The 13,045-nt window shown below is 42.4% G+C and carries 13 protein-coding genes and 3 tRNA genes; 10 read left to right on the forward strand and 6 right to left on the reverse strand.

What is annotated here, in order from left to right; translation table 11 throughout:
- Positions 1-44: 44 nt before the first annotated feature.
- From A2621_01195 to A2621_01210, 4 genes are read left to right on the forward strand one after another with little or no spacing between them, the layout of a single operon-like run.
- Positions 45-428, forward strand: coding sequence for a hypothetical protein (locus A2621_01195; GenBank protein ID OFW89523.1), 384 nt, complete (start codon positions 45-47; stop codon positions 426-428).
- Complete coding sequence (locus A2621_01200; protein ID OFW89524.1) at positions 406-1,383, forward strand: D-arabinose 5-phosphate; 978 nt, start codon at positions 406-408, stop codon at positions 1,381-1,383. Before A2621_01195 ends, A2621_01200 begins: the two co-directional genes overlap by 23 nt.
- Complete coding sequence (locus tag A2621_01205) at positions 1,383-2,036, forward strand: hypothetical protein (protein OFW89525.1); 654 nt, start codon at positions 1,383-1,385, stop codon at positions 2,034-2,036. Before A2621_01200 ends, A2621_01205 begins: the two co-directional genes overlap by 1 nt.
- Positions 2,033-2,569: a hypothetical protein gene (locus A2621_01210; protein ID OFW89526.1), complete on the forward strand. Its 537-nt coding sequence runs from the start codon at positions 2,033-2,035 to the stop codon at positions 2,567-2,569. Before A2621_01205 ends, A2621_01210 begins: the two co-directional genes overlap by 4 nt.
- Here the strand turns inward: A2621_01210 and A2621_01215 are convergent.
- Positions 2,508-3,974: a hypothetical protein gene (locus tag A2621_01215; GenBank protein OFW89527.1), complete on the reverse strand. Its 1,467-nt coding sequence runs from the start codon at positions 3,972-3,974 to the stop codon at positions 2,508-2,510. The two genes, A2621_01210 and A2621_01215, sit on opposite strands and share 62 nt — an antisense overlap.
- Positions 3,953-4,420, reverse strand: a complete 468-nt coding sequence (locus A2621_01220) for a hypothetical protein (protein ID OFW89528.1) — start codon at positions 4,418-4,420, stop codon at positions 3,953-3,955. Before A2621_01220 ends, A2621_01215 begins: the two co-directional genes overlap by 22 nt.
- A gap of 68 nt (positions 4,421-4,488) precedes the next feature.
- Between A2621_01220 and A2621_01225 the strand changes: the two genes are divergently transcribed.
- On the forward strand, positions 4,489-7,416 hold the full coding sequence (locus A2621_01225; GenBank protein OFW89529.1) for a hypothetical protein: 2,928 nt from the start codon (positions 4,489-4,491) through the stop codon (positions 7,414-7,416).
- Between the two features lies 1 nt (position 7,417).
- On the opposite strand, the gene A2621_01230 is transcribed toward A2621_01225, so the two are convergent.
- Together A2621_01230 and A2621_01235 are read right to left on the reverse strand one after the other, a co-directional pair.
- Positions 7,418-8,137 carry a 23S rRNA (guanosine(2251)-2'-O)-methyltransferase RlmB gene (locus A2621_01230; protein ID OFW89530.1) on the reverse strand — a complete coding sequence of 240 codons (720 nt, stop codon included), beginning with the start codon at positions 8,135-8,137 and terminating at the stop codon, positions 7,418-7,420.
- Positions 8,134-9,561, reverse strand: a complete 1,428-nt coding sequence (locus A2621_01235; protein ID OFW89531.1) for a pyruvate kinase — start codon at positions 9,559-9,561, stop codon at positions 8,134-8,136. Before A2621_01235 ends, A2621_01230 begins: the two co-directional genes overlap by 4 nt.
- A gap of 182 nt (positions 9,562-9,743) precedes the next feature.
- Between A2621_01235 and A2621_01240 the strand changes: the two genes are divergently transcribed.
- The 5 genes from A2621_01240 (at position 9,744) to A2621_01260 (ending at position 11,518) form a co-directional block, all read left to right on the forward strand.
- Positions 9,744-9,819: transfer RNA gene (locus A2621_01240), tRNA-Ala, on the forward strand.
- Between the two features lie 19 nt (positions 9,820-9,838).
- Positions 9,839-9,915: transfer RNA gene (locus tag A2621_01245), tRNA-Ile, on the forward strand.
- 28 nt (positions 9,916-9,943) lie between these two features.
- A tRNA-Ala gene (locus tag A2621_01250) sits at positions 9,944-10,019 on the forward strand.
- Between the two features lie 89 nt (positions 10,020-10,108).
- A complete protein-coding gene (locus A2621_01255; protein OFW89532.1) occupies positions 10,109-11,158 on the forward strand; it encodes a hypothetical protein in 1,050 nt (349 codons plus the stop codon).
- Between the two features lie 66 nt (positions 11,159-11,224).
- Positions 11,225-11,518, forward strand: a complete 294-nt coding sequence (locus A2621_01260) for a hypothetical protein (GenBank protein ID OFW89533.1) — start codon at positions 11,225-11,227, stop codon at positions 11,516-11,518.
- A 49-nt stretch (positions 11,519-11,567) separates the two neighbouring features.
- On the opposite strand, the gene A2621_01265 is transcribed toward A2621_01260, so the two are convergent.
- Together A2621_01265 and A2621_01270 are read right to left on the reverse strand one after the other, a co-directional pair.
- A complete protein-coding gene (locus A2621_01265) occupies positions 11,568-12,716 on the reverse strand; it encodes a hypothetical protein (protein OFW89534.1) in 1,149 nt (382 codons plus the stop codon).
- 110 nt (positions 12,717-12,826) lie between these two features.
- Positions 12,827-13,033, reverse strand: coding sequence for a hypothetical protein (locus A2621_01270; protein OFW89535.1), 207 nt, complete (start codon positions 13,031-13,033; stop codon positions 12,827-12,829).
- Between the last annotated feature and the right edge of the window lie 12 nt (positions 13,034-13,045).

The following is a 13,045-nucleotide window of genomic DNA, read 5'->3' on the forward strand; positions in this document are numbered from 1 at the left end:
TGATCCTTAATAAGATGTAGACAATATATAGTTAAAATAAGGTTATGGTTATGGAAAGTCAAATAGAAAGGATGCGAGCAATGTGGGGAAAGATATTTGTTTTATCTTTGTTGCTAATTTTCCTAGGAGAACAGCTGGTGTTCTCAAAAAAGGATGATGTGGACAACACAGCAACGGAAGAGGTGATGGAAGTCGATAATAAATCAAGTAATCAATGGCTTATGTATCGTATGCTGAACTATAAAACAAAAAATCCTGCGGATATAGACTACTATCGTCGTTGGAGAAAAGAGCGACATTTAGAATGGCTTAAATTAGAATGGTTTGCCGATCATAAGAACTTAGATATACCTGGAATGGTAGACATTGGTAATCGTAGTTCTTCATTTGTACCTGGAATGATAGATGCTGAAGAAAAAATCTACTGATCTTCTCTCGTATAGAGGGGTTGCCCAAGAGGTTTTGAGGCTGGAAAAAGAGGCTCTTCAGGCTCTAAGCGATAGCCTGGGAGAAGAATTTGACCGGATTGTTGATCTCTTTTTAGAAAGAGATGGCAGGATTATTGTAACGGGTATGGGGAAAAGTGGTTTAGTTGGGCGTAAAATTGCATCTACGCTGGCCTCTACAGGATCACCTTCTTTTTTCTTACACCCTGGGGAAGCAAGTCATGGTGATCTCGGGATGATCACTCCAAAAGATATTCTTCTAGCGCTTTCTAATTCGGGCGAAACCCAAGAGCTTGCCGATGTGATCTCTTATAGTCGGCGACATGGCATTCCCTTGGTTTCTATAACTCAAGGGGCAAAAAGTGCTCTGGCACAAGAAGCTGATTTTACTCTTCTACTTCCAGCCTTACCCGAAGCTTGCCCGAATGGGCTCGCTCCCACGACCTCAACAACTATGATGATAGCCTTAGGGGATGCTTTGGCGATTTCTTTGCTAAAAAAGCGCTCTTTTTCTAAAGAAGATTTTAAGGCATTACATCCAGGAGGACGTCTCGGGACGCGTTTAAGACGCGTTAGAGAATTGATGCACATAGGGCGGAAGCTTCCTCTTGTTGAACACGGGGCTCTCATGTCGGAGGCCTTGATTGAGATGAGCTCAAAAAGCTTTGGTTGTGTGGGTATTGTGAATAAAGAAGGCATTTTACAGGGAATCATTACCGACGGAGATTTAAGGCGGCATATGTCCAGTCATCTTATGGAACAAACGGTTGAGAGTGTTATGACTCTGTCTCCCAAAACAATTTCTCCAGAAATACTCTTAGAAGAAGCGCTCCACATTATGGAAGGGAAAATCACCCTTCTTTTTGTTGTGGATGAGCACCAGAAACCCATCGGTTTGCTACATATTCACGATCTATTGAGAATAGGGATGATCTGATGTCAGCAGATCATGAGCCGCATATGGATGAAGCAATCCATAGACTTTATCGTCTCAAAAAAAACAGAAAATATTTCAAGTATATTGCCGTTGTTTTTATCGCTCTTACTTTGGGAGGGGTATTTCTGTGGCCCTATCTTGAACAAATCCCCCTTATCTTCTTTCATAAAAAATGGCTGAATGGACGCTTAGAAATAGGCAACATAGATCTTAAGAAAAAATTCATAGAGCATGCTAAATTTATAGGAGGCGGGGATCGTCCTTATATCTTGATGGCTGATCGTGCTCAGCAGGTAGGGGAAGATAAAGTTGTTCTAGAAAATGTACAGGCTCGGATTACATTGAAAAATGGAACTATGTTGTCTATCCTCTCTCAGCAAGGAGATATGCAGATCAAGAACCAAAGGCATGCAAATCTACACGGAGATGTCAATATTATTTATGAAAAGGGAGATACAGAGATTTGGACGGAGTCTGTATTCATCGACATGAAACAGGGGTTCTTAGAGACATCAGATGAAGTGGAAGGGGTAAGTCTTTATGGAGCTCTCCATGGGTCTCAAGGGATTTACATTCATCAAGACAGCCAACTCTATAAACTTAAGGGACCGTCAGACCTTATGATCAATCGCCTAGAGAAAGAGACTCGATGAGATATCCTATCTGGATGTGGGGCATCGCCCTGTTTTTATCTGTATCTTCTTTGTCTCAACCTGCAGATAAGGAAGATACAGATAAGAATGAACCCATCTATATTCATGGAGACAATGGCATTGAAATTGATCGTACACGTAAAGAGATAAGGGCCTTTAAAAATGCTTCTTTGAAGAGAGGGTCGTCCATTCTGTATGGAGATGTTATTTATGGGTACTACGTAGATACGAATGGGAAGCCTACTCTTACAAAGGTAGATGCGATTGGGAACGTGAAAGTCACAATGCCCAATAAAACCTTGAGAGCTCGGGAAGGCACCTACAGTGTTGTCAAGGACGTTATTGTTTTCCGGGGAGATGTGCGTGTGACGGAAAAAGATAATCATTTAAAGGGATCATATGCAACCATGGATCGAAAAACAGGGCGGACTACAGTTTTAAATCATGATCCGTTAGATCCAAAAAAATCTCCTACTTCGCAAACTCAAAATCAGGTTCGGGTTCTTTTAGGAGGGGGGAAGCCTCTAAAATAGGGTTTTTAAGGGGGAGGGGTTTTTTCATATAAGATGGCTTTTTTACGTCAAACAGATCAAGAAGGGTGGGAGCAATCTGAATGGATTCCACTTTTTCTCTGTATGGTACAGGGGTTAGACCTTTTTTATAAACAATCCAAATTCCTTTAGGCTGATGGTACCCTGTGCCAGGATCCCGCTCGATGAGAGAGAGGCCAAAATGGTCTAGAGCTAAAGGCAGGCTTCCTTTATAAATAAATTTTTTGTCTAAGGTTTCGGGTGTCACTTTTAAATTACAATTAAGAGTTGTTCCTTCTACTTTAAGTGTAAAGACGGGATGTCCATCGGGTGTGGTAAGAGAGGTGATCAAATGCTGGAAATGTGTGAGATCTTCTTTACTTTTAAAGGAAAAAGCAAAATCTGGCTGCATGGCAAGATTGTTCTTTACTTGTCCCTCATATCCCAATCCTTTATAGAATTGATCAGCATCCGTAATCCGTAATTCTCCCCTATAGTCTCCGCGGTCAATGGCTTCTTGCCCCATGCTGGATCCGATCATGAGCGTATACCCATGAGTATCAGAAAAATTTTTAAGCTTTTTGAGCTGGGTATCTGTAAGCTTCATAGCTCGAAAAATGTTGCGGGCTTTGAAGTGGTCCTCATCTCCCTCTAGGGTATAATTAAATTCCTCGGGAAAGGTGTATTTCCAATATCGATGCATAACGCTCGCAAGATGATTCGTGAAATAACACGAAAAATCAGGATGAGTTGCTTCCAATAGATGGAAATAAAAATCAAAAGAAACAGGGGCCTGGAAAATAGCTCTAATGTTACGATAGAGAGGGTTCAATCTTTCTTGAATTAACTGATTGATCAGGACAAGAGCCGTTTTAGGAGAGAATCCTAAGTCGAAGAACATCAGAACATCTTTCATTAATCTCCAGGATAGTTTTATTTTATCGGGTGTTTTCCCCCCATCCTTTTTGGTTTGGTTTAAATTAAATCTTTGGAAAGGTTCTAAATTCTCGGGGTGTGTTTCTGAGGTTTGGGCAAATGTATCGGGGATGTAAAATCTATAATTCTTTTTGTTAGGTGGGAGAGGCCAAGATTGTAAGCTCCCAAAAAGACCCACGGATTTTCCTGCTTTGGTTAAAAGCTCCCAAATAGGGGGATAGGTATTCTTGATTTTCTGATTGAGAAATCGAATTTTATGGGTATCGTTATAAACGCCGCGGTGGATTGTGGGCCAAGTGCTCCAAGGGTGAAGCTCCCCAGAATCTTGAGTTTCAGTCGTATATTGATGGGAGTGTTGCAGCAATTGTCCAAGGGTAGAATGGGGACATTCTTTTGTGAAATAATCAATCACTTGCCAGGGGACTTCATTTAACTCATAGAAAATGATTTTTATATTTTGGGGATGAGGCATTTTAGAATTTCCTGTACATGATTATTTACTTTAACCGAACGCCAAACTTTTTCAATGTGTCCATTCTCATCAATTAAAAAGGTGGAACGGTTTATCCCTTTATAGGTTCGTCCATACAGGTTGTTCTCCGTTAGAGCCCCATAAGTTTGTGCAATCTCGCCTTTTGGATCCGATCCCAGAGGGAAGGGAAGCCTATATTTCTGGGAAAAATTTGCGTGGGATTTTAAAGAATCTTTTGAAATGCCGATAAGGACACAATTTTTTTGCGCAAGGTCTCGAAAGGATGATTTAAAATCGCAAGCTTCTTGGGTGCAGCCCGGGGTATTGTCTTTGGGATAAAAGTACAGAATGACCTTTTTCCCCCGATGATCTTTCAAGGCAAAAGCAGAATTTTCTCCCACAGAAACCGTAAAATCAGGGGCAATACTTCCGTCAACCAATGCCATACATTATCCTATGTTTTTATTTAAGGCTGTGTTACGTTTCAGATGCAATATGGCGTATTGTTAAGCATATGAAAAGTAAAATAAAAAAATTCTTCCAATTTTTATTGGCCATTCTTTCTACCGTTGTCTTAATTGGGTTGGCGGGGCTTTGGCGCCTCTCTTTGAGCCCCATTAAATTTGAGGCTCACTCCCCCATCCTGCGACACATCCCCGACTCCATTCAGTTTTCAGAGATTTTTTTAAGAGCCGGTAGATTCTATACGATTCCTGAATTGGAATTGCAAAATGTCCACTTTAAAACGAAGGAGATAGAAATTAAAGCGCCTAAGCTCTTTGCAACGTGGAACTTGTGGGATGTTGTGAGGGGGGATCTAAGGATTTCTTCCGTTCGTTTTGAAGAGCCGGATGTAGTGGTAAACCCAGAGGCGAGGGCATCCCCAGAAGAAACCGGACCAGAATCTCTTTCTATGGGAGCGCAATTGAATGCCGTTTTCAATAGAATTCCGGTTAAATACCTTGAATTAACCCGGGCTCAAATTTCTTTTTACTATGAGGGTACCCCCCATCGAATTAATCGGGCAGATCTATATATCTTAAAACTTTCCAAATCTACTACGTTTCGATTATCAGGCTTTTTAGCAAAGGGGATGCCGCATCCTTTTGACTTTAAACTAGAGGGGCGTGTTGATTCTGAGTCTCAAAAGGTGTCAGGCGAAATAAGATGTGAAAAAATTGTGCCTAGTGATTTACCTGTGCCAACTTTTTTTCAAGACTATACTCGGTTTTATCAAGAGCCTCTCACTATTGACGTAATTTTCAATCAGTCTCCTAAAGCAGAAACCTTTTTTGTGAATGGAACAATCAAATTTAATTCTTTAGCGTCTTCCCCTTACGTTGTTTTCGTAAAAGCAGAACAGAAAGATCGTGACCAGTTTTCTTTGACTCTTACGTCTCCCCGTTTGACTGTTGAGGCTTTACCCAAAGTGTGGCCCTTGACTGTGGGAGAAGATATTAGAAAATGGGTATTTGACTCTCTTCTAAAGGGGACTGCTCATAATATTAATTTGAACTTTGTCTTCCAAAATAAGAAGGATGGCAGCTCTGTGCTGGGAGACAGGAAAGGAGACTTGGATGTGGAAGGCGCATCGGTTCTCTATCTGAAGAGACTGCCTGTCATAGAAGGCCTTCGGGCACATGTGTCTTTTAATAAAGAAACAGCCTCCATTCTTGTGCACCAGGCTCATATAAAAGATTTAAAAATAATGGATTCTCCTCTGAATTTATCCCAATTTCAAGAACCAGCCTTACACCTAGAGGGAGACATCCATTTCAAAGGCCCTTTTCCCACGCTTGTTTGGTATATGACCCATGATTTCTTCAAAAAATACTTGCCAGGGAAAATGAAAGCCGGGGCAGGCCAAGTTAAAGGGGCTGTTCATTTGTCTCTTCCTCTCAAAGAGGAGACGTCCCCTAAAGAGGTGGTGGTTGATATAGATGCAACTCTTAAGAAGGGGAGCTTTTCTTTCCAATATGGGGATCAAAATCTGGTTTTGAAAAATACAGATTTAACACTGTATAAGAAGCAGGATATTTTGAAAGTTTCTGGAACGGGGAACGTGGGAGGATTTCAATCTTCCTTTTTATGGGAGGAAGACTATCAAGAAGGCGCATCTATTAAAAGTAGAAAAAAAGTAAAAGGGTCCGGTGCTTTTAAAGGACTATTGGATATTTTGCCTCCTTTTCTTCAGGCTCACATTCAGACCCAAAAGGGGGGCGACGCCGTCCTGTCTTTTGCCTCAGAAGAAAACAAAGAAGGCGTTACAAAGGTAGACTTAGATTTGGATCTTACCAACGCAAGTGTTGTGTTGCCTCTCCTTAATTGGGGAAAATCTAAGGGAGAACCCGCTAAATTAGAGATTGATCTAGAAACGAAGAATAGCCGCATCTATAAATTTAAGCAATTGTCCTTCATGAGTAAGGGGCTAAAAATACAAGGCAATGTAAGATTTGATGATCAGGGCAAGGTTTCTGAGCTTTATTTTTCACCGCTTCTCATCAATGGACTAAAGGGTGAGGGACGGGCTGTGATGAAAAATGGAATATGGGACGTAGTGGCCAAGGTTCCTCTTTTAAACTTTAACTCTGTGTTGAGTGTGTTGCAATCGCTGCAAGATCCGGAAAAGAAAAAAGACGGGGTTTCTTTGAATCTCAATTTGAAGGTTAACACATTGTTTTTCAAACAAAACTACGTTTACAAAAATCTAGAAATCATTAGCAAAATAAGGAAAGATGATCTTCACTTCTTAAAAGTGAGCGGAGACGATCGAGGGAGTCCTTTTTCCATTCGTTACGAGCCCCACCAAGACGAGATGGTGCTTGAAGTAGAAATCCCGCGCTTAGACACATTCTTAGAGGGGTTAGATATTTCAAATCATATCAAGTCTAAGAAAGTGGAAATTCAGGCATCAAAACCTCTCAATGATTTAGAGAGTCCTATTAAAGGTAAGTTGTTTATCGAACAGCTGAGAATTCTTAATGCACCTGGATTTGCAAAGCTTTTAAGTCTGATTTCCATCGAGGGTTTGGTGCGGGCTCTAAATGGGGATGGCCTTGTCTTTACGGATAATTATGCCAAATTTGAATATAAAGACCAGCAAATCGCTTTGCGGCGTGCGCATATGATGAACAGTGCCATTGGCATTACAGCCAAAGGATATATGGATCTGAAGGGGAAGACATTAAATTTAGAGGGGGTGTTGGTTCCCGCCAACTTTTTAAACCAACTGTTAGGGAAAATCCCTCTCATTGGAACCTTGCTGACCGGCGAAAAAGACCAAGGACTTTTCTCCGTTTCTTATACAGCGAAGGGAGATATTAAAAACCCAGATATCAAAAGTAATCCTTTGGGGGTGATTGCTCCGAATATTCTGAAATCATTCTTTGAGGATTTAACAGGCGGTAAAAAACCCAAACCCACATTGGGGGTGGAATCTTAATTTAATTCGATTGAGACTGTTTTTCAAACAAAGAAATGGCAAGTGCATTTGAAACATTGAGGGTCGGAAAATTTGGGTTGGTAGGCAGACGAATCAACTGATCGCATTTTTCCTTTGTTAGCCGACGGAGGCCTTTCCCCTCGGCCCCCATGACTAAAGCAATTTTTCCATCTAATTTTATCTTTCCCAAAACCGCTGACCCCGCCTCATCCAGCCCATAGCACCAGAATCCCTTTGTTTTCAGAAAATCTAGGGTGCTGGCTAAATTGGTCACTTCAAGGAGAGGAATAATTTCCAAAGCGCCGGACGCCGTCTTGGCTAAAATTGTACTATTCACACCAGAACTGTGATCCGTTGTCAGAATCAATGCCGTCGCGTTAAAAGCAGCGCAAGAACGCAAAATGGCTCCCACATTATGGGGGTCTGTGACTTGGTCTAAAATGACTAGCGTTGCTTCTTCATCTGGATGACTGCAGATTTCCTCGATAGAGAGAGAAGGAAGAGAAGTGGTTTCCAAAACAATTTGCTGATGCACACTTTGGGGAGGTATTTTTTGTTCGAGCTCTTTGAGGGAGATAATTTTGACAGGAGGGACATTATCCTTGAGCTCCTTAATCAACGGGTGGGTTTTAGAGGTGACATAAAGCGCTTTATGGTTGCGACGTGGATTGGACAGCGCCGCTTTGACGGTGTGAAGCCCAAAGAGAATTTGTTTGCTCATTTGGCTTCTTCCACGTTTATAATATTTGTCGTGCCTGGTCTACCAAAGGGAACACCAAAGGTGATAACAATACGAGCACCTTTTGGAGCTAGTTTGTAGTCTTGGACGATGGAGAGCGCTTTTTGGGTAAGCTCTTCAAAATCAGATACCTTTTCTGTCAGGAGAACAGGAAAGACTCCCCAGGTTAAGGTGAGGTTTCGTGCCACACTCTTGGATTCAGTGAGTCCTACGATGGGACAAGGGGGGCGTTTGTGAGCTTCCCGAAGCGCTGTTCCTCCTGTGGCGGTAAAGGTGATAATCAGTTTGGCATCGAGATCATAGACAAGTTGCTGACTTGCAGACGTAATGGCATCAGAGACAGTGTTTTCGATAATGGGCATCGTTGCTTTTAGGAGTCTGGGATAGAAAGAATCCTGCTCTACATTCCGGATGATCTTTGCCATTATTTGTACTGCTTCCAGGGGATGGTCTCCGACAGCCGATTCGGCTGACAGCATGACAGCATCTGCGCCATCATACACAGCGGTTGCCACATCTGACGCCTCCGCACGAGTAGGGATGGGAGATTTGATCATTGACTCCAACATTTGGGTTGCAATAATGACAGGTTTCCCATGAAGGCGACACAGCCTCACAATCTTTTTCTGCAGGGCTGGCACATTTTCGGGGGGAAATTCCACCCCTAAATCTCCGCGGGCAACCATGATGCTGTCAGACACAGTAATGATTTCATCCAAATACTGAATCGCTTGGGGTTTCTCGACCTTGGCAATGATCTGCGCTTTGTTTTTAACATGCTTCTTAAGTGTCTTAATGTCATCTGGATGCTGCACAAAAGAGAGCCCAATGAAATCAATATCTTGGGTTAAAATAAATTTAAGATCCTTCAGGTCTTTGTCGGTCAGTGCAGAAGAAGGAATCCTATCTTCTGGAATGTTGACGCCTTTATGATCAGAGAGAGGGCCACCCGTTTGAACGATTGTTTCAATGGTTTTGGCCGTGACCTTGGTGATTTTTAATTGAATCTTGCCGTCATCAATCAGAATTTTACTGTCTTTCTTTAGGTGAGGATAGACAATCGCGTGCGGGAAAGAAACACGCGTTAAGGTGCCAAGGTCGCCCCCTAAGTCTAGGGTAAATTTTTGTCCCCCTCTCAGGTGAATGCTGCCTTGTTCAAAACTACCGATGCGAAACTTGGGGCCTTGCAAATCAGCTAAAATGCCCAGAGGAGTCCCCAGTTTTAATTCTACCTCGCGAATGATTTTCAAGTTGGCGGCATGGGTTTCATGGGTGCCATGGGAAAAATTCAATCGAAAAACATTAACACCCGCCAGCGCCAGGGCAGAAATCATGTCTTGGGTGGAACTCGCTGGCCCGAGCGTGGCGATGATTTTTGTTTTTTTCACATATTGTGGGGAGTGCATCTTGTTTTCTCTGTTAACTCAACTTTGTAGAGCATAACGTAGCCCTCGCACTGAGACAAGGAGATAACGCTCTTAAAGCCGGTTTTTCTAAAGTTTTTTGGGAAGAATCTCATTGAAAATGAACTTAATTTTAAAAAATGCTTGCAAGTTATGAAGGTCCTGATTATTTTGTGGTATGTCATGGGGCTATAGCTCAGCTGGGAGAGCGCTACAATGGCATTGTAGAGGTCAGCGGTTCGATCCCGCTTAGCTCCACCAGCGCTCCAAAGATGGTTGTGGGCTTGTAGCTCAGTTGGTTAGAGCGCGCGCTTGATAAGCGTGAGGTCGGAAGTTCAAGTCTTCCCAGGCCCACCATAGCCCTTCGATCCCAAAATCCTTTAGTGGGGGTGTAGCTCAGCTGGGAGAGCGCCTGCCTTGCACGCAGGAGGTCATCGGTTCGATCCCGTTCACCTCCACCACTTAAAGCTCAATACTTTGAATAAGTTCTTCTTTCTCTTGAATAACTTAAAATTCTCCTTATATAGTTGTTAAAGATTAAGGGTTTTAGATGTCATATATTTTAATGATACTATTTTGGTTTGTTGTGGGTGTTGTTTCAGCTTGCTCCGCTGCAGTGGAATCTGATCAAACAGAACTCAACGTTATTTCTACGCGTCTTCAAAATGGGGGGTCGGTGACGCTTTCTGCCTCTCAAATTGACTATTTCCAAGCAGGGCAATCTTTGAATCTTCAGTGGGCTGATTTGACGCTGGTAGATGATGTGACGGGGATTGGCAAACTGATGGGGAAACTTGAGATCTTTAAGGGCTTTGTCGTCCCTTATTTTTATAAGGTCTCTAAGGAAAAGACGAGTTTTGATATTTTGGGATCATACCATCTCCTTCCTTTAGAAATTCTCCCTCCTTTTATCAAAGAAAAATTTAAGGGATACTCTGTCTTGGCGGATGAAGGGAGAGGATCTGAAGAAGACTCCTTTTCTGTGGAGGAGGGGGTTGATGAGCCTGCTTTCCTAGAGTTTGTTGATCGCCTTAGTCCAGAAGAACAGAGATACCTCCAGCGCCTTCCAGTGGACATGGGGAAGGTTATGAAAACAGATGTTCGTATGATGCCGAGCTTGTATAAACATTTTTACAACAAAGAAAAAATGGATGATCAGCTCGTATCGACAGCTAAGGAACAGAAACCGTCTTTCCTATTATTAGGTCTAGAAGAAGGTTTTTTGGATCCTAGAAGGCTAATTTCTGATTTTTCTGAAGATGATAGTCTTGACGAATTTCGTTTTCTTTTGCAGGAAAGCATGAGGTATGGAGGGTTCCTTAATCACCCGAATATAGTTTTTGGGGCAATAGAGTATTTGAAGGGGGCACTAGGTCCTTTGGAAGACGAAAATGTATATGTGGAAAACGCAAACTGGTTTCGTCGACTAAAAGAAAGGATGATAAATGGAATGGGAGTGGTTATAGGGGCTGGCCATCTTTGGGGTTCTAAAGGCCTTTTTAGCCATTTTCTGAATGACGGTTGGAAGATAGCGCCCTATAATAAAGATGGGAGACTGGAAGAGGTCATCGATTCGATCTCGTTCACCTCCACCCCTTAGGAACAGTCTCTAGAACGTATCTCTAAAAAACCTTTTTGTTTTAATTTCTCTTATAGGATAGACATTGTGAATTTAAGTTTCTTTGAAAACCGATCAGAGGTATGGAAGTTTGATACAAATGAACGATTTTTAGATCGAAAGAAGAGTAGGGGTCTTTCTGACATGGACCGTAAAGAAATAGATGGTTGGACGGAGGCGCAAATAACCCGCCATCGAGAAGAAGAAAAAGAAGTCTATATTAAGGACTTTAAGCATGATTCCACCCACTCTCTTGTGAACTCATTTATTTGGGACGGTTGCAGTATTTTCTTTAGTTTGCATTGGTGGCTTTATCAAAGAGAAGCAAGAAGGAAACCCTAAACTTGGGGGGCTGCTGCCTCGTTCGGGATGTTAGGAAAGCGTCATAGGTTTACGACAACGACTCCCACGACCAATCAAGGGCTTTGCCATAAGGTTGGCGGTTTTTTCTTTTATCCACATATTCGTCATAGAGCCTGCGGAATCGTTTGGCCATTTCTTTTAAAATCTTTTCAGCCTCAGGGGTCAGATGTTTTTCATTAATCAATAAAAAGTCTGGAATTTTATTGTCTTTGAACAGCGGTACTCGCAATTTTTTCTGAAGTTCAGCGGGTTCTTTTGTGAGAGCAACAACAGCATCTGCCAGCTCTTCAAAGGAAGCATACTGAGTAACATCCATAAAAGAGTCTGGGTTAAAAAATTCCCGGACGGTGTCAGCGTCTCCCCAATATATGGGAATGGCGCCGACTTTGTAGGCGTTAATAATTTTTTCTGTCACATATCCTTTGTAGTCTCGGTTTTCGGCGGCGATCACAAAATTGTAGTCTTTCAAAAGAGCGTCCAGATCTCCGTATCCTCCTGGTGCTTTGTGTCCGGGGGTCGTAGAGCATTGCCCCATTCCTATGGCTTGGTCACCACCCAGTCTTTGACGTAATGCATGGAAGATCCCCTCGCGTTCGGGGGTGCAATCACTGGCTATATAAGCAACCTGGTGGCTTCTTGGCGTTGCTGTGGGCCTTTGGCGCATGGCCTCTTCTAAAATGTCCTTCAGAGAATCATAGGCATAGATAAAGAAGGGTAGAAAGATAAAATTATCCGTTTCTTTTTTGCGGCTGACGAATTCAGCGAAGGGATAGCCAGTGGCTCGAAAGCGCCGCCAGCGCACGCTTTTGTTTTCGATGGAAAGGGCGAAGTAAGGCGCCCGTACGGCTTGTTGATCCCACGACTCTTCTGATTGGCCATAATATCCGGTGATGAGCAAATGGGGAGCGCGCGCGTTTTCTTTATAAGTAATTTTATATTCAGGAAAGGCTAGGGTTAAGAGGCGCTCCAGCACGCGTGGAAGATCAACGCCTTCGCTTCGGATGATAAACTCTTCTTTGGGTTGGGGGAGTTTAAACTCCCACCGAGTGCAGCATTCATTAAACGTCGCCCATAGGAAATACTGATAGCGGTTGATGAGGGCCAAGGAGATACCCCCTATTAAAAGGATCATGATTAAGTTTTTTATCAATTTTGATTTTTTTAAGAAAAATTTCATATCTTACTTTCCAGGTTAGAGTCTTGTGGAGTCATATCCTTAAACCCGGTTGCTTTCAACCCTAATTTAGTAGCACATTTCTGACCCTTAGAGACGTGTGTTGTGAAATTTCAAAAAGATTGAGAAACTCCTTGACGAATGTCGGGGGATTCTCTATACAGGTTCCTGAGCTCTGCTTTGGTAGAGTCGTTCATTGAAATTGTAAACAAAAGAGTTAACACTAAGTTTTTCCAAGATTTTTCTAGCAATAGAAAAAGCAAAGAAACACGAAACGTATCTCTGTGTATTTCTCGATACACAGAAGCGTGAGAATACATATCACTGTATAT

This window comes from Alphaproteobacteria bacterium RIFCSPHIGHO2_01_FULL_41_14 (assembly GCA_001767855.1).
Lineage (GTDB): Bacteria > Pseudomonadota > Alphaproteobacteria > UBA7879 > UBA5542 > 2-01-FULL-41-14.